The organism is Pseudoduganella sp. jia 9 (assembly GCF_055502615.1).
This window is the reverse complement of record NZ_JBUPWE010000007.1, coordinates 210,600-228,012: the sequence shown is the minus strand read 5'-3', so window position 1 is coordinate 228,012 and position 17,413 is coordinate 210,600. Positions and strand designations below refer to the sequence as shown.

General features: G+C 66.5%; 14 protein-coding genes. 3 read left to right on the top strand and 11 right to left on the bottom strand.

Annotation, left to right across the window (positions count from 1 at the left end):
• Position 1: 1 nt before the first annotated feature.
• The 8 genes from ACY34H_RS10700 to ACY34H_RS10665 form a co-directional block, all read right to left on the bottom strand.
• Complete coding sequence (locus tag ACY34H_RS10700; RefSeq protein WP_464977474.1) at positions 2–3,187, bottom strand: efflux RND transporter permease subunit; 3,186 nt, start codon at positions 3,185–3,187, stop codon at positions 2–4.
• A 2-nt stretch (positions 3,188–3,189) separates the two neighbouring features.
• Positions 3,190–4,410 carry an efflux RND transporter periplasmic adaptor subunit gene (locus ACY34H_RS10695; RefSeq protein WP_464977473.1) on the bottom strand — a complete coding sequence of 407 codons (1,221 nt, stop codon included), beginning with the start codon at positions 4,408–4,410 and terminating at the stop codon, positions 3,190–3,192.
• Between the two features lie 226 nt (positions 4,411–4,636).
• Positions 4,637–4,924: a hypothetical protein gene (locus ACY34H_RS10690; protein WP_131146637.1), complete on the bottom strand. Its 288-nt coding sequence runs from the start codon at positions 4,922–4,924 to the stop codon at positions 4,637–4,639.
• 141 nt (positions 4,925–5,065) lie between these two features.
• Positions 5,066–5,746 carry an ABC transporter ATP-binding protein gene (locus ACY34H_RS10685; protein WP_464977472.1) on the bottom strand — a complete coding sequence of 227 codons (681 nt, stop codon included), beginning with the start codon at positions 5,744–5,746 and terminating at the stop codon, positions 5,066–5,068.
• Between the two features lie 51 nt (positions 5,747–5,797).
• Complete coding sequence (phnE, locus tag ACY34H_RS10680) at positions 5,798–6,592, bottom strand: phosphonate ABC transporter, permease protein PhnE (RefSeq protein WP_464977471.1); 795 nt, start codon at positions 6,590–6,592, stop codon at positions 5,798–5,800.
• Complete coding sequence (locus tag ACY34H_RS10675; RefSeq protein WP_464977470.1) at positions 6,589–7,434, bottom strand: PhnE/PtxC family ABC transporter permease; 846 nt, start codon at positions 7,432–7,434, stop codon at positions 6,589–6,591. Before ACY34H_RS10675 ends, phnE begins: the two co-directional genes overlap by 4 nt.
• Before the next feature lie 27 nt (positions 7,435–7,461).
• The gene (locus tag ACY34H_RS10670; protein WP_464977469.1) at positions 7,462–8,313 is read right to left on the bottom strand and encodes a phosphonate ABC transporter ATP-binding protein; all 852 of its coding nucleotides are present in this window, start codon (positions 8,311–8,313) and stop codon (positions 7,462–7,464) included.
• Entirely contained in the window at positions 8,314–9,174 is an 861-nt protein-coding gene (locus ACY34H_RS10665; RefSeq protein ID WP_464977468.1) for a putative selenate ABC transporter substrate-binding protein, read from the bottom strand.
• A gap of 146 nt (positions 9,175–9,320) precedes the next feature.
• Between ACY34H_RS10665 and egtD the strand changes: the two genes are divergently transcribed.
• Both egtD and egtB read left to right on the top strand, forming a co-directional pair.
• The gene (gene egtD, locus ACY34H_RS10660) at positions 9,321–10,346 is read left to right on the top strand and encodes an L-histidine N(alpha)-methyltransferase (protein ID WP_464977467.1); all 1,026 of its coding nucleotides are present in this window, start codon (positions 9,321–9,323) and stop codon (positions 10,344–10,346) included.
• A 16-nt stretch (positions 10,347–10,362) separates the two neighbouring features.
• Positions 10,363–11,616: an ergothioneine biosynthesis protein EgtB gene (egtB, locus tag ACY34H_RS10655; RefSeq protein ID WP_464977466.1), complete on the top strand. Its 1,254-nt coding sequence runs from the start codon at positions 10,363–10,365 to the stop codon at positions 11,614–11,616.
• Between the two features lie 55 nt (positions 11,617–11,671).
• On the opposite strand, the gene leuA is transcribed toward egtB, so the two are convergent.
• The 3 genes from leuA to senB form a co-directional block, all read right to left on the bottom strand.
• The gene (leuA, locus tag ACY34H_RS10650) at positions 11,672–13,369 is read right to left on the bottom strand and encodes a 2-isopropylmalate synthase (protein ID WP_464977465.1); all 1,698 of its coding nucleotides are present in this window, start codon (positions 13,367–13,369) and stop codon (positions 11,672–11,674) included.
• 497 nt (positions 13,370–13,866) lie between these two features.
• Positions 13,867–14,916, bottom strand: coding sequence for a selenide, water dikinase SelD (gene selD / locus ACY34H_RS10645; RefSeq protein WP_464977464.1), 1,050 nt, complete (start codon positions 14,914–14,916; stop codon positions 13,867–13,869).
• Positions 14,906–15,913 (bottom strand): selenoneine biosynthesis selenosugar synthase SenB, encoded by a 1,008-nt coding sequence (gene senB / locus ACY34H_RS10640; RefSeq protein WP_464977463.1) that lies wholly within the window; start codon positions 15,911–15,913, stop codon positions 14,906–14,908. Before senB ends, selD begins: the two co-directional genes overlap by 11 nt.
• Before the next feature lie 16 nt (positions 15,914–15,929).
• Between senB and senA the strand changes: the two genes are divergently transcribed.
• On the top strand, positions 15,930–17,132 hold the full coding sequence (senA, locus tag ACY34H_RS10635; RefSeq protein ID WP_464977462.1) for a selenoneine synthase SenA: 1,203 nt from the start codon (positions 15,930–15,932) through the stop codon (positions 17,130–17,132).
• Positions 17,133–17,413 lie beyond the last annotated feature (281 nt).

The window sequence follows — 17,413 nt, the reverse complement described above, 5'->3', positions numbered from 1 at the left end:
TTCACTCCCCGGCGGCGCCCAGCCCTGTATCCGCATGGTGCCGCTTGTGCGGCACGCCTGAGATGCGCAGCGCCAGCCCGCGCAGCAGCACGTAGAACAGCGGCGTGAGGAACAGTCCGAAGAAGGTCACGCCCAGCATGCCGGCGAACACGGCCACGCCCATCGCATGCCGCATCTCGGCGCCGGCGCCGCTGGAAAACACCAGCGGCAGCACGCCCATGATGAAGGCGATCGACGTCATCAGGATCGGCCGCAGCCGCAGCCGGCAGGCTTCCAGCGCGGCCTGCACCACGCTGCGGCCATGGTCTTCCAGCTCGCGGGCGAACTCCACGATCAGGATCGCATTCTTCGACGCCAGCCCCACCAGCACGAACAGGGCGATCTGCGTGAACACGTTGTTGTCGCCGCCGGTCAGCTTCACGCCGGCCAGCGCGCACAGGATCGACATGGGCACGATCAGGATCACGGCCAGCGGCAGGGTCCAGCTTTCATACTGCGCGGCCAGCACGAGAAACACCAGCAGCACGCACAGGGGGAACACGTACACCATCGTGTTGCCGGACAGGATTTCCTGGTACGTCAGTTCGGTCCATTCATAGGTGATGCCCTTGGGCAGCGTGTCGCGGGCCAGCGCCGTCATGGCTTCCTGGGCCTGGCCGGACGATACGCCGGGCGCGGGACCGCCGCTGATGTCGGCGGCCAGGTAGGCGTTGTAGCGGTTGACCATGTCCGGCCCGTAGGTGTCGCTGATGCGCATCAGCGACGACAGCGGAATCATCTCTCCCTTGTCGTTGCGCACCTTCAGCTGGGCGATCTGCTCGCGCTGCGAACGGAACGGCGCATCGGCCTGCACCACCACCTGGTAGGTCCTGCCGAACTGGTTGAAGTCGTTCACGTACAGCGAGCCGAGATTGATCTGCAAGGCCTGGTACACGGACTGCAGCGGCACGCCGAGCTGCTTGGCGCGGGTGCGGTCGACGTCGGCGAACAGTTGCGGCACGTTGATCTGGTAGCTGGAGAACACCCCGGCCAGCTGCGGCGTCTGCCAGGCCTTGGCCTGCAGCGCCTGCACCGCGCCGTACAGCGCGTCGTAGCCGAGATTGCCCCGGTCCTCGACCATCATCTTGAAGCCGCCGATCGAGCCCAGGCCGTTCACGGGCGGCGGCGGGAATACCATGATGAACGCATCCTCGATCGCGCCCAGCCGCTTGTTGACCTCCGCCGCGATGGCGTCCCCGGAGAGATTGCCCGACGTCCTTTCGCCGAACGGTTTCAGGCCGATGAACACGATACCCGTGTTCGGCGCGTTGATGAAACCGTTGATCGACAGGCCGGGGAAGGCCACCGCGTCCATCACCCCAGGCACATCCTTGGCGATGGTCGACATGCGGCGGATCACGGCATCGGTGCGGTCCAGCGCGGCCGCGTCGGGCAGTTGCGCGAAGCCGACCAGGTACTGTTTATCCTGCTGCGGCACGAAGCCGGACGGCACCGCGCGGAACACGAACACCGCCGCCACCGTCAGTACCAGGTAGACGCCGATGCCGAGGCTCTTGCGCGCCATCACGCCCTGCACGCCGCGGCCGTACGATTCGGAGGCGCGGCCGAAGAAGCGGTTGAACCAGCCGAAGAACGGGCCCAGCACCCGGTCCATGGCGCGCGTCAGGCGGTCCTTCGGCGCATCGTGCGCGCGCAGCAGGGCGGCCGACAGCGCCGGCGCCAGCGTCAGCGAGCACAGTGCCGAGATCACGGTGGAGATCGCGATGGTCAGCGCGAACTGGCGGTAGAACTGGCCCGTCAGCCCTGCCACGAACGCGATCGGCACGAACACGGCGCACAGCACCAGCGCGATCGCCACGATCGGGCCCGAGACTTCCTTCATCGCCTGGATCGTTGCGTCATGCGGCGTCAGCCCGGCGGCGATGTTGCGCTCGACGTTTTCCACCACGACGATGGCATCGTCGACCACGATGCCGATCGCCAGCACCAGGCCGAACAGCGACAGCGTATTGATCGAAAAGCCGAACATCAGCATCACGGCGAAAGTGCCGACGATCGATACGGGCACCGCCAGCAGCGGAATGATCGATGCGCGCCAGGTCTGCAGGAACACGATCACCACCAGCACCACCAGCGCCACCGCCTCGAGCAGCGTGTGGATGACGGCGCGGATCGACTCGCGCACGAACTGCGTGGGATCGTAGACGACCTGCCATTCCACGTCTTCGGGGAAGTCCGCTTCCAGCCGTTTCAGCGTGGCGCGCACGTCGTCGGACAATTGCAGCGCATTGGCGCCTGGCGCCTCGAAGATGCCGATCGCGGCCGCCGACTTGTTGTTCAGCAGCGAGCGCAGCGAATACGAGTTCGAGCCCAGCTCGACGCGGGCCACGTCGCGCAGCAGCGTGACGGCGCCATCGGCATTGGTGCGCACGATGATGGCGCCGAAATCCTCGACCGTCTTCAGGCGTCCGGTGGTGTTGACGGTGAGCTGGAACTGCGAGCCCTTGGTGGGCGAGGCGCCGATGACGCCGGCCGCCACCTGCACGTTCTGCTCGCGGATCGCATCGGTCACGTCGGATGCCGTCATGCCCCGCGCGGCCAGCTTCTGCGGGTCGATCCAGACGCGCATCGCGTAGTCGCCGGCGCCGAACAGGATCACTTCGCCCATGCCGGGAATGCGCGCCAGCTGGTCCTTCACGTTCAGCACCGCGTAGTTGCGCAGGTAGACGTCGTCGTAGCGGCCCTTCGGCGATACCAGGTGCGCCACCATCGTCAGGTTCGGCGACGACTTGGCCGTCGTCACGCCGATCTGCCGTACCTCCTCGGGCAGCCGGGGCAGCGCGCGCTGCACACGGTTCTGCACCTGCGTTTCGGCCTGCTCGACGTTGGTGCCCACCTTGAACGTGACGGTCAGCGCCAGCGCGCCGTCGGAGGTGGCCTTGGAATCCATGTACAGCATGTGCTCGACGCCGTTGATCTGTTCTTCCAGCGGCGCGGCCACCGTTTCGGCGATCACCTTCGGGTTGGCGCCGGGGTACTGGGCACGCACCACCACCGAGGGCGGCACCACTTCCGGGTATTCGGACACCGGCAGCGCGGCGATCGACATCAGGCCGGCCACGAAGATCAGGATCGACAGCACGGCCGCGAAGATCGGCTTGTCGACGAAGAAGCGGGGGAAGTTCATCGTCAACCCGCCTTCGGCTGCGTTGCCGCTTCGCTGCCGGCCCGGGCCGGCGCATCCGGATCGGCATTCATCGGCACCAGCCTGGGCTGCAGCGGCGCACCGGGGCGCACCCGCTGCAGCCCGCCGACGACGATCTGCTCGCCCGGCGCAAGGCCCTTGCGGACCACCCGCAAGCCATCCGCAACCGGGCCCAGCACCACCGGCCGGTACTCGGCCTTGCCATTCTTGACGACATAGACGAACTTGCGGTCCTGGTCGGTACTCACGGCGCGGTCGTGGATCAGCAGGGCGCGTGCGGCGCCCCCGTTGCCTTCGCCGTGCTTGCCCGCCGCGATCTGCACGCGGGCAAACAGGCCCGGCACCAGCGTGCCGTCCTCGTTGGCGAACGTCGCGCGCATGCGCACGCTGCCGGTGGCAGGGTCGAGGCGGTTGTCGACGAACTCGAGCCTGCCCGCGTGCGGGAAGCCCGCTTCGTTGGCCAGGCCGATGCGCACCACGACCGGGGCCTGCGGCGCGGTGCCGCGCCGGGATCGCACGCGCAGGTAGGTATCCTCGTCGCCGTCGAAGCTGGCGTAGATGCGCTGCGTCGACACCACGGACGTGAGGACGGCATTCTGGTCGACCAGGTTGCCGACCGTGATTTCAGCCTTGCTGGCGCGGCCGTCGATCGGCGACGTCACGCGCGTATAGCCGAGGTTCAGGCGCGCCGTTGCCGCTTCGGCCTGGGCCGATCGGGCGGCCGCATCGAGTTCCTTCTGCGCGGCGGCCCGTTCGTCGAACTCGCGGCTGGCGATGGCGCGGTCGGCCAGCAGCAGTCCGGCCCGTTCCAGTTCCACCTTGGCCAGGCCGGCACGTGCCCTGGCCGAATGGACATTGGCCTCGGCCCGTTCGAGTTCGGCCTGGTAGGGGCGCGGATCGATCGTAAACAGCGCCTGCCCCTTCTTCACCAGCGCGCCCGGCGTGAATTGCACGGCGGTGATGTAGCCCGGCACACGTGGGCGGATCTCCACGCGCTCCACCGCTTCCAGCCGGCCGGAGAATTCCTGCGTCTCGACGATGTCCTGTTCGATGACCGTGGCGGCGGAAACGGGGGTGGGTGGCGGTGCGGCGGCGGCAGCCTGGCCGCCGGCGCGGTCACAACCGATGAGCAGGAACAGGGGAGCGACCAGTGCAGCGGCCGCGGACAGCGAACGGCGCAAAGGCCGGCGGAACGGTTCGGACATCGCTTTACCCTCCGGAAACGGCAGGCATGCCGTGCACCAGTGTAGGGCGGGCAGGGGAGGGCGGCTTCTTCCTAAAGGAAGAAAATCAGGCTGGATAAAAACGGGAGCCGTGTACCGCGGCAGGTTTTATTGCGGGGAGAGTGCTGGCGGCTTGACGATGACTGCTTTGCCGCGGAAGAGAAAGAAGGGCGCCGGGGATGCGATGCCGGCGCCAGGCATTGCACCGTCAGTGCACGGACGCATTGGTCAGTTCTTTGAGTTCGCGGATGCTCAGTTCGGATTTTTCATGCATGCGCAGCAGGATCGTTGCACCAACGGCCAGCTTGCGGTGGCGGATCTTGCTGATGATCGGCGGCTGTACCTCGAGGACCCGGCATAGTTCCGCATCGTTCTTCAGGTTCATCCGTTCGATCAGCGTATCGAGTAGCTTGTTCGGCACGAAACTGGAAGGCTCCAGTGCCCGTGCCCGGTTCATTGCTTCGATGAGCTCCATTTTCTTTTGCCTTACGCTCATTTGCTCCTCCCTTGGTAAGAAATTGCGTGAAAAGGCGTCGCGGCTTGTTGGACTTATAAATATATTGATAACCAAGCAAGTTATCTAAATAATACTACGGCTGTAAAAAAAAGCGCGCTCTTATACAAAAAATATGACGTGTTAATGACCAAACGGCTTGACACCAGTAGCATCATGCAATCCGGCGCGTGTAAGGATGAGCGTACGATCGGCCATGGCCGCGGCTGCCTCGGAATGGGTGACCATGATCGTGCAGGCGCCGCTGGCGCGGATTTCGGTGCGCAGCACGGCCAGCACGGCATGAGCGGTTTCCGGGTCGAGATTGCCGGTAGGCTCGTCCGCCAGCACCAGCGCGGGGCGGTGCACCAGTGCGCGGGCAATCGCGACCCGCTGCATCTCGCCGCCGGACAGTTCATGCGGATAGCCGTGCTCGCGGCCCGCCAGCCCGACGGCGGCCAGCATCTCGGCGGCACGTGCTTGCGGCATGCCGTTGAGTAACAGCGGCAGCGCCACGTTCTGCAGCAGGGTCAGGTGGGGCAGCACATGGAATGCCTGGAAGATGAAGCCCATGCGCTGGCGGCGCAGGCGGGTGGCGGCATCGTCGTCGAGCGAGGCCATGGCAATGCCGTCGACGAGGATCGGCGCCTCGGCGCCGGGGTCGGGATGGTCCAGGCCGGCGATCAGGTTCAGCAGCGTTGATTTGCCGACGCCGGAATCGCCCATGATCGCCACGAATTCGCCGGCCTGGAAACGGTACGACAGTTTGGACAGCACCGGGCGGTTGCCGGCATACGATTTGCTCAGGTCGCGCAGTTCCAGCATCGTTTTCCCTGGAGTCGATGGTTTATGAATAAGTGCCGGCCAGGTAAATGCTTACCTGGTCAGCATGCGGCGCAGCCAGAAGCTGGCGCCATCGACCAGCGCCACCAGCAGCAGCATCGCCAGGATGACCGTGGCGGCCTTCTGCATCTGGAACAGCGACAGGTGATACTTCAGCATCTGGCCCAGGCCGCCGGCGCCGACCACGCCGAGGATGGCGGCGGCGCGGATATTGTTTTCCCAGCGGTACAGCGTATACGACAGCATCTGCGGCAGCGTCTGCGGCAGCGTGGCATAGAAAAACGCCGCCATCGGCGTGGCGCCGTTGGTGCGCAGGCTTTGCTCGGGCAGCGGCGTGGCGTTTTCCAGCGCGTCGGCAAACAGCCGGCCCAGCACGCCGGCCGTGTGCGCGCCCAGCGCCAGCGTGCCGGGGAACGGCCCCAGGCCCGCGGCGATCAGCAGCACCGAGGCCCACACCAGTTCCGGGATCGAGCGCAGCACGTTGAGCACCGCGCGCACGGCGCCGCGCAGCGGCCGGCCGAAGCGCCCGGCGGCCGGGATCGCCAGCAGTACGCCGGCCACCACGGCCAGCAGCGTGCCGACCGCCGACATGGCCAGCGTTTCGGCCGTGGCGACCGCCGTCTTGCGCAGGAAGCCGGCGCCCATTTCCGGCGGCGCGAAACCGCCGATGAACTCGGCCACGCTGGTCACCGCGTCGGCCGTGAAGAAGTCCGCGAAATGCAGCGGCAGGCTGGCGAAGCTGGCCACCACCAGCACGGCCAGCAGCAGCGCCATGACGGCGCCGGACCAGCGGCGTGGCGGTGGAGAAGGCATGCGTGGCGCGTTCATCCGAGGCGCTTCCTCAACTGTTTCGACACCAGGTCGGCGCAGGCCACCAGCAGCACGAAGACCAGCAGCATCGCCGACACTTCGCCGCCGGCCAGCATTTTCATCGATTCATCCATGCGCTGGCCCAGGCCGCCGGCCCCGACAAAGCCCATCACGACGGACCCGCGGATCGCGCATTCCCAGCGGTATACCGTATAGGAGACCAGTTCGGAAGCCGCTTCGGGCAGCGCGCCGTACAGCAGCGCGCCGAGGCGCGAGGCGCCGTTGGCCAGCAGCGTGTCGCTGGCATGGCGTTCCGACGATTCGAGGATTTCGGCATACACCTTGCCGAGCATGCCGCTATAGGTGAGGGCGATGGCCAGCACGCCGGCGGTGGGGCCGAGGCCGATGATGCGCACGAACAGCAGCGCCCACACCAGTTCCGGCACGCTGCGCAGCAGCACCAGCAGCCAGCGCACGGCCTGCCGCACGGCGCGCGGCGCCAGCGCCATGCGGCCGGTGCCGAGCCGCGAAATCGACAGGCGCTCGGTAATCACCAGCGTGGCCGGAATGGCGCCCAGCAGCGCCAGCGCGAGGCCGGCCGTGGCGATGGCCACCGTCTGCCAGGTTTCGCGCAGCAGCAACTGCAGGAATTCCGGAGAATGCGCCGGCGGCAGGAAGTCGGCCAGGAAGCGCAGCGTGGCGGACAGGCTGTCGCCATCGAACAGGATGGCCGGCTTGAACTCGCTGGCCACCAGCATCGGCCAGAGCACCAGCAGCGCCACGACCGTGTACGTGACGCGGCCGTGCCAGGCGGGATCGGGATGGCGGCCGGAATAGGGTGCGGCGGGGATACTCTGCATTGATTCGGTTGACTTGACTGGGCCTGGCTACAGGCAGGCGCCGACGGCCAGCTTTTCCGGCAGGCTGTCCGGGTGCGGCGTGTTCGCCGGCGGCTGTTCGTTCAGGTACAGCTCGTCGATCATCGCCTGCGTGACCTGTTCGCGCGGCAGGTCGAACACGATGCGGCCTTCCTTCAGCGCCACGATGCGGGGGAAATGGGCCAGTGCCAGTTCCACCTGGTGCAGGCTGCACACCAGGGCGGCATTGCGCGCCGCCGCTTCCTGCTGCAGCGTCGCCAGCGTCAGTTGCGACAGGGCCGGATCGAGCGCCGACAGCGGTTCGTCCACCAGCAAGGCCTGCGCCGACGACAGCAGCAGCCGCGCCAGGCCGCAGCGCTGGCGTTCGCCGCCGGACAGCCGGTCGACGCGCGCATACAGCTTGTCGCCCAGGTTGAAGCGGGACAGGGCGCGCCAGGCGGCTTCCGGATCGGCCGGCCTGACCAGCGACACCAGTGCCTGCCACAGGCTCCACTGCGGCAGCCGGGCGGCGAGGACGGCCGTGACGACACGCTGGCGCGGCGGCAGCGGCGGCGTTTGCGGCGCCAGGAACAGGCGCGCGCGCAGCTGGTGCCGCTCGCGGTCGGACAGGCGCCACGGATCGAGGCCGAACGCTTCGAACGTGCCGCCGTCCGGCGCATGGCCGACCGACAGCGTGGCCAGCAGCGTGGTCTTGCCGGCGCCGGAAGGGCCGATCAGCGCCAGCTGCTCGCCGGACCGTACCGACAGCGTGATGTCCTGCAGCGCATACGCCCGCGTGCCGCCCGCATGGCGGGCGGACAGGCCGTCAAGCCGGTACACCGGGGTATCGGCAGGCACATTGGCGCGATCGGATGCCGCCATTTACTTCTTCAGCAGGCCGGCGTTCTTGGCGGCCGCTTCGATGGCCACGTAGTTTTCCGCCTTGGTGGGAATGAATTTCGTGGCACGCTGCAGTGCGAGGATTTCCTTGCCTTCCGGCGTGGCGGGATCCAGGGCCAGGAAGGCGTCCGTGATCTTCTTCTTCAGGTCGGCCGGCATGTCGGCACGCACCGTCCAGTTGTAGTCGTAGTAGGCGGGCGTGGTGTAGAACACGCGCACCTTCGACGGGTCGACCTTCTTCTCGCCTACCAGCTTTTCCCATACCGAGATGTTCAGCGCGCCCGCATCGACCTTGCCGCCGGCGACCGCGGCCACGGTGGCGTCATGCGCGCCGGAGAAGGCGATGCGCTTCAGGTCGCTGTCCGGGTCGACCTGCGCGGCCAGCAGGAACGAACGGGGCATCAGGTGGCCGGAAGTCGACGATTCGGAACCGAACGACAGCGTCTTGCCCTTCAGGTCGGCCAGTTTGGTGATGGCCGGCGACGTGGTGATGAACACGGAGCGGAATTTTTCGTCTTCCACGCGCTGCACCAGCGGCACCACCTGGCCACGGCTGCGGTCCTTCGCCTGCACGAACGTGAAGCCGCCGAACCAGACCATGTCGAGCTTGTTGTTGACCAGGCCTTCCACCGATGCCGCGTAGTCGGTCACCGGCGTGAACTCGACCTTCAGGCCGGTTTTCTTCGACAGGTACTCGCCCAGCGGCTTGAACTTGCGCTGCAGTTCAGTCGGCGCCTCGTCCGGAATGGCGGACACGCGCAGCACTTGCTGGGCATGGGCGGACAGGGAGAGCAGGGTGCCGAGGGCGAGTGCGCCGAGCGCACGTTTGAAGGTAGGTTTCATGATTAGGAAATAAAATTGTTATTGAATGCGCTCGCTCGTGGACTCTCTGCCGTGCCGCTCTGCCATGGGTAATTGAGTATCATAGCAAAACTGCCTTCGCGGCCCTGACGTCACAAGATCAACCGAAAAGAACAGGAACAAGTGCCATGCCAGTGAACAGAACCGCCGCCGCGCTGCGCGCAACCCCAGTCAACCTGCTGTCCGATCTGCCAGCGGATTTCTCCGGCATTGCCGACGGGCCGCAAGGCGACCGTGCCACGATCGCCGACATCGGCGCCGGGCTGCTGTGCCCGCAGGCGCGCACTTCACCGAAGTACCTGTACGACAGTCTCGGATCGCGCCTGTTCGAAGCCATTTGCGAACTGCCCGAGTATTATCCCACACGGACTGAAGCGGCGATCTTTGCCGCGCACGGCGCCGATATCGCGCGCCGTGTAGGTACCGGCGGCACGCTGATCGACCTGGGTGCCGGCAACTGCGCGAAGGCGGCCAGCCTGTTTCCCTTGCTTCAGCCGCAACAATACGTGCCGATCGATATTTCGCGGGATTTCCTGAACGAGGCTGTCGGCCGCCTTCAGCAACGCTTTCCATCGATTGCGATGACGGCGCTGGCACTCGACCTGTCCGGCCCGTTCGCGCTGCCGCCGGCCGTGAGCGCGGCGCGCCGCACCTTCTTCTACCCGGGCTCGTCGATCGGCAACTTCGCGCCGCATGAAGCGATCGCCTTCCTGCGCCGGGTGCGCGAGAACGCGTCCGCCGATGGCGGCCTGCTGATCGGCGTCGACCTGGTCAAGGATGCCGCCGTGCTCGATGCCGCGTACGACGACGCGATCGGCGTGACTGCCGCGTTCAACCTGAACATGCTGCGCCACGTGAACTACCTGACCGGCGCCGATTTCGACGTGCGCCAATGGCGCCACGTGGCCTTCTTCAATGCCGAGGAAAGCCGCATCGAGATGCACCTGGAAGCGCGCACCGCGCTGACCGTGCGCTGGCACGGCGGCGAACGCCGTTTCGCCCGCGGCGAGCGCATCCATACCGAAGACAGCTACAAGTACACGCCGGACAGCTTCGCCGAACTGCTGGCGCAGGCCGGCTTCAGCGCGGACGCGGTGTGGACCGACGATGCCGGCTGGTTCGCCGTGATGCACGCGCGCGCGTCGGCCGCCTAGCGGCCAGGAGAACACCATGCAACTGATCGACCCGGCCGTGTGGACGGCCCGCTACCGCGCCGTGCGCGAACATTCGCTGGCGCTGGCGGCGCCGCTGTCCGACGAGGACTGCGGCGCCCAGTCGATGCCGGACGCCAGCCCGATCAAGTGGCACCTGGCGCACACCACGTGGTTCTTCGAGACGTTCATCCTCGAAGCGATGGAGCGCGATTTCCAGCCGTTCCACCCGGCGTTCCGCGTGCTGTTCAATTCCTATTACAACGGCGTGGGCCAGAAACACCCGCGTCCGCAGCGCGGCTTGCTGACGCGCCCGCCGATGGCGCAGGTGCGCGCCTACCGGGCCGATGTCGATGCCCGCATCGCCGCGCTGATCGGCAGCGGGCTCGATGCCGATGCGCGTTCCCGCCTGGCCGGCCTGCTGACCCTGGGCCTGCAGCACGAACAGCAGCACCAGGAACTGATGCTGACCGACGTGAAGCACCTGCTGGCGCAGAACGGCCTGCATCCCGAATACCTGGCCGAAGCGTTGCCGCGCGCCGAGCCGGCTGCGTCGCTGGCCTGGCTGCCGTTCGAGGGCGGCGTGACGGAAGCTGGCTACGACGGCGACGGCTTCTGCTTCGACAACGAGTTGCCGCGCCACCGCCAGTTCGTCGAACCGTTCGCGCTGGCATCGCGGCTGGTGACCAACGGCGAATACCTGGCGTTCATCGAGGCGGGCGGCTATCGCGATGCGGGGCTGTGGCTGGCCGAAGGCTGGGACTGGGTCTGCGCGCAGGGCCTGGACAAGCCGCTGTACTGGCACCGCGACGAGGGCGGTACCTGGCAGGAATTCACTTTGATGGGCTTGCAGCCGCTGGACCTGGAGCGGCCGCTGGCGCACGTCTCGCTGTTCGAGGCCGATGCCTATGCGCACTGGGCCGGCGCGCGGCTGCCGACCGAGGCGGAGTGGGAGCATGCCGCGCGCAAGGCTGGCGTGCTGCCGGGAACGCCGCCTGCCTTGCCGCATCCGGGCGCTGGCGCATCGTCCACTGCCCTGGGCGACATGTTCGATCATTGCTGGCAGTGGACCAGCAGCAGCTATGCGCCGTACCCGGGCTTCAGGCCGGCCGCGGGGGCGATCGGCGAATACAACGGCAAGTTCATGGTGAACCAGTATGTGCTGCGGGGCTCGTCGTGCGCCACGCCGGCGGGGCATGCGCGGGCCAGCTACCGGAATTTCTTCCCGGCGGGGGCGCGGTGGCAGTTTACGGGGATACGGCTGGCGCGGTGAGGCGGTAGGCGAAAAAAAAGCGCACCGGGGTGCGCTTTTTTACAGGCCAGGCCGATCAGGCCGCGGCGTCGCTCGCCGTTGCCGGCGCCGCTTCCTTCTGCCGCAACTGGCGGTTCACGGCCGACAGCACGGCCTTGAACGACGCCGTCACGATATTGCTGTCGATGCCGGCGCCGAACAGCGTCGGGCCATTATCGAGGCGCAGTTCGACGTAGCAGGCCGCCCTGGCGTTGGCGCCGTGGCCGATCGCGTGCTCGTGGTAGTCCATCAGCTTGATGTCCAGGCCCAGCGCGTCGACGAACGCGTCGATCGGGCCGTTGCCGCCGCCCTGCAGCGCCAGCGTGGCGCCGCGGTGCAGCAGGCCGATGTCGATCTGCACCGATTCGTCGGCGCTGCTGTCCTCGACCATCTTGTGCGACACGTAGGCATACGGCGACGTCTGCGCAAGGTATTCGCGCTCGAAGATCTCGTGGATGCCGTCGGAGGTGATTTCCAGGCCGGTCTGGTCGGCCACGGCCTGCACGGCGCGCGAGAATTCGATCTGCAGGCGGCGCGGCAGCACCAGGCCGTAGTCCTGTTCCAGCAGGTAGCTCATGCCGCCCTTGCCGGACTGGCTGTTGACGCGGATCACGGCGTCGTAGCTGCGGCCCAGGTCGGCCGGGTCGATCGGCAGGTAGGGGATTTCCCACTCCGCGCCCGGCTGCTGCTTGGCGAAACCTTTCTTGATCGCGTCCTGGTGCGAGCCGGAGAACGCGGTAAACACCAGGTCGCCCACGTAGGGGTGGCGCGGATGCACCGGCAACTGGTTGCATTCCTCGACGATCTTGCGGACCGAATCGATGTCCGAGAAGTCCAGCCCCGGATGGACACCCTGGGTGTACAGGTTCAGCGCCAGCGTGACCAGGTCGACATTGCCGGTGCGTTCGCCATTGCCGAACAGGCAGCCTTCGACGCGCTCCGCGCCGGCCAGCACGGCCATTTCGGCGGAGGCGACGGCGGTGCCGCGGTCGTTGTGAGGGTGCACGCTGATGATGACCGACTCGCGGCGCTCGATGTTACGGCACATCCATTCGATCTGGTCGGCGTACACGTTCGGCATGCTGCATTCCACCGTGGTGGGCAGGTTGACGATCATCTTCTTCTCCGGCGTGGGCTGCCAGATCGCGGTGACCGCGTCGACGATCTGCTTGGAGAAGTCCAGTTCCGTCGTCGAGAACGATTCCGGCGTGTATTCAAAGGTCCAGTTGGTTTCCGGATGCTGGGCCAGCAACTCCTTCACCAGCGTGGTGCCGGTGGTGGCGATATTCACGATCTCTTCGCGCGACATGTTGAATACCACCTTGCGGAACACCGGCGCCACCGAGTTGTACAGGTGGACGATGGCGTTCTTCGCGCCGGCTGCGGCGTCCACGGTACGGCGGATCAGTTCTTCGCGCGACTGGGTCAGCACGATGATGGTCACGTCGTCCGGAATGCGGTTCTCGTCGATCAGCTTGCGCACGAAGTCGAAATCGGTCTGCGATGCGGAAGGGAAGCCCACTTCGATTTCCTTCAGGCCCGTCTTGATCAGCAGGTCGAAGAAGCGCAGCTTCTTCTCCACGCTCATCGGCTCGATCAGCGCCTGGTTACCATCGCGCAGGTCGGTGCTCATCCAGATCGGCGGCGTGGCGATGGTCTTGTTCGGCCAGGTGCGGTCGGCGAGTTGAACGGGCGGGAAGGCGCGGTATTTCGCGGCGGGATTCTGCAACATCATGGTGTACTCCTGGGTTCTCGAATTTTGTCGGGCGGGCCGCTGTCGGTAGCGTTACATCGGTCACATGCATGTGGCGGAGGGCTGCCTGATGGGCCACGGGGCGCTAGACCAGGCAACCGGTCGCTAGCGATAGCGCCAGCGTCAGCGACGGCGCGCGTGCGATGTGTGCGACGGTGGGGCAATGGATGGCGGGCATCGGTGCATCTTTCCTGACTGGTGAAGCGGTGCGGCTTTTGGCCGGCTGGAGGTACGACGATTGTGCAGCGCGCACAGGGGTGAAACGAATCAGGCGCGTGCTAGCAGGTGCGTTGCCGGCGATAGCGCGGCAAGCGATAGCAGGAAAGCGGATAGTTGCGGATGCGTGAACATGGCATCAATGTAAGAGAAGGGCTTTGCTATTGTCAAGACAATTCGTCTTGTGCTGTGGTATGGCAAAACCGGTGCTTGACACGTTTTTCCGGCCCGTAGCCCGAAAAAGTGTCAGGCACCAGTGCACCTCAGGCGGCGACTTGCACGCGGGCGTCGCCGGCGGCCATTTCGCCGATGACGGCGGCGGCTTCGAAGCCGTTGTCGCGGAAGATGGCCAGTACGTCATCGACGGCGGCCGGATCGCACGAGACCAGCAGCCCGCCCGAGGTTTGCGGGTCGGTCAGCAGCGTGTGCTGGGCCGGCGTGATGTTCGGCGACAGGGTGACGTCCTTGCCGTAGGCATCCCAGTTGCGGCCGGAGGCGCCGGTGAAGTAGCCGTCGTGCGCCAGCTGCTCGACACCCGGCAGCAGGGGGATCTGCGACATCGTCAGTTTTGCCGTCAGTTGCGCGCCGCGCGCCAGTTCCAGCAGGTGGCCCAGCAGGCCGAAGCCGGTGACGTCGGTCAGCGCGTGCACGCCCGGCAGTTCGGACAGCGCCTTGCCCGGCTTGTTCAGCTTGGTGGTGTTGGCGATCATCGCCGCATACCCTTCCTCGCCCAGCACGTCCTTCTTCAGCGCGGCCGACAGCACGCCCACGCCCAGCGGCTTGCCCAGCACGAGCACGTCGCCGGCCCTGGCATCGGCATTGCGCTTGATCTTCGACGGATGCACCAGCCCCAGCACCACCAGGCCGTAGATCGGCTCGACCGAATCGATCGTGTGGCCGCCGGCGATCGGGATGCCCGCCTCGGCGCAGATCGATTCGCCGCCCTTGATGATCCGGCCGATCGTTTCGATCGGCAGCTTGTTGATCGGCATGCCCACCAGCGCCAGCGCCATGATCGGCGTGCCGCCCATCGCATACACGTCGGAGATGGCGTTGGTGGCGGCGATGCGGCCGAAGTCGAACGGATCGTCGACGATGGGCATGAAGAAATCGGTCGTGGCGATCAGCGCCTGTTCGTCGTTGAGCCGGTAGACGGCGGCGTCGTCGGCCGTTTCGATGCCGACCAGCAGTTCCTTCGGCACCGGGAAGCCACTGGAATTCTTCAGGATCTCGGACAGTACGCCGGGGGCGATCTTGCAGCCGCAGCCGCCGCCGTGGGAGAACGAAGTGAGTTTGATCGGTTCAGTTGTCATGTTGTTTTGCCAATTGGGTGTCGGGGTGTGGATGGAGCAGATTATCCACCAGTCGCAGCAATGCTGCCCGCTCGGCCTCGGGGGCGAACAGCGGCGCGCGGGCGGCGCACTGGGTGCGCAGGCCAGCCATGAAGGCATCGTCCTGCACGCTGCGGTCGATCAGGCGGGCCAGGGCGGCGGCATCGCCGGCCGGGAAGAAGCCCGCATAGTCGTCGCCGAGCATGCCGCGGTTGCCGCTGATGTCGCTGGCAAGCACCGGTACGCCGCTGGTGATGGCCTCGACGATGACGTTGGCGCCGCCTTCCATGGTCGAGCAGATCGCCAGCGCGTGGCTGCGGCGGATGCAGTCGCGGGCAGCTTCGCGCGACGTGCCGCCCGGCCATGCGTAATGGCCGACGGCGTCGCCCGTCCGTTCGGCCAGCCGTTCGAGATCCGCGTCGAGTGCCGCGCCGATCTGCAGCATGAAAACATCCGGCGCCGTCACCAGTGCGGCAGCGCGCATGAACGTGGCCGGGTCTTTCACGGCACGCAGGTGCCCGACCATCGTGATGTCTTTTCGGCCCGGTATGCCTGGCAGCGGCGCCAGCGCTTCGGCGGACTGGTAGATCACATGGGCCGCCGGCCGCACGCCGGCGGGCAGTTCATCCAGGGCCGCCGGCTGCAGCACCACCAGCGCATCGGCCAGCAGCAGCGCGCATTCGGCCTGGGCATCGTGGTGGATGTCATGGTAGACGTCGGTGCCCGTCAGCACGAGCACGGCCGGCCGGTCACCGTGGTGCAGCCTGAAATCGGCCAGCGAGGGCGCGGAGCGGCGCGCATGCAGGGCGATCAGCAGGTCCGGCGCAGGCCACCGTTCCGACCATGTTTCCTGGACGGCGACGTCGTAATCGTCGCGCAGGAAGCGCGCCCAGCGGTCGGCCGTGTGCCAGTTGCCGTTGTTGTCGCGCGCCGTGCCCGGACTCACGATACAGATCGATGGTTTGCCGGATGCTGCCATTGGTTACAATCCTTCAATGAATTCGATTACCGCCTCTTTTCGTACCGCGCGCACGCAGCAACTGGCCGAGGCCATGCAGGATGCGCGGCATTATACGCTCGCGCTGTTCGACTGCTTCGCCGCTGCCGGCATGGACGTGCCGCGCAACGTGCCGCAGATCCGCATCGTCAATCCGCCGTTGTGGGAGCTGGGTCATACGGCCTGGTTCGCCGAGTGGTTCATCCTGCGCGAGGCCCTGTCGAGCCACCCGGCCGATGCGCACTTCGCCTCGCTGCTGACCAAGGGCGACGACTGGTTCGACTCGGCCAACGTGCCGCACCGCAGCCGCTGGACGCTGGACCTGCCCACCGCCGGCGGCGTGAAGACCTACTGCCACGAAGTGCTGGACCGCGTGCTCGACAAGCTGTCGCGCGAGGCCAATACCGACGAGGCGCTGTACCCGTACCGCCTGGCGCTGGCCCACGAGGACATGCACGGCGAAGCGTTCCTTTACACGCTGCAGACGCTCGGCCTGCAGGCGCCGGCGCACCTGGCACACGACGAACCTTCGCCGGCTGCCGGTGGGAGCCTTCGTTTCCCCGGGGGAACCCTGCAGCTGGGCTGCGCGGCGGATACCGCCGGCTTCGTGTTCGACAATGAAAAGATCGCGCACCCGCTCTACGTGGCGCCCTTCCACCTGGATGCGGGGCTCGTCACCAATGCGCAGTATATGGACTTCATCGCCGATGGCGGCTACGACAACCGGCAGTTCTGGAGCACCGGCGGCGCGGGCTGGCTGATGCGGCAGGAGCGCTCCGCGCCGCGCTACTGGGAACGCGACGGCGGCGGCTGGCGCACCGTGCGGTTCGGCCGCCCCGCCACGCTGAACCCGGACGAACCGGTGCGGCACGTGAGCCTGTACGAAGCACAGGCTTACTGCGCCTGGGCCGGGCGGCGGCTGCCCACGGAAGCGGAGTGGGAATACGCCGCGCTGCATGGCCATCCGGCGTTTCGCTGGGGCCAGTTGTGGGAATGGACGGCCTCGCCGTTCGAGCCTTACCCCGGCTTCACCGCGGACCGGTACCGCGAATATTCGGAGCCATGGTTCGCCACGCACCAGGTGCTGCGCGGCGCGTCGTTCGCCACGCCGTCGCGCTTCGGCGCCGCGAAGTTCCGTAATTTCTACATGCCCGAGCGGGACGATATCTTCTGCGGGTTCCGGACGTGCGCCGGCGAGTAGGTGGCAACTGCACTAAGTAGTTTTCCGAATATGTAACAAACGCCCTCGCATCCTAAGATTCGTCACCCTTTTCGGGGCCTCGTCTTTTCAATGGACGCCAGAGCGATCGCATGCCTGCCTGCACGACGGACAGGCGTGCCGTCGTCTGCTGCCTGCCTCGGTCACCGCTCCGCGATGCCGCATGCCCTGCGCGTCGTGCTGCCCGTTCTTCGTGGCCGCACGCTCTTTCCGGAATTTTTTTGGCCGGCCCGCCGGGACTGCCGGAAATATTTCGCAAGGAA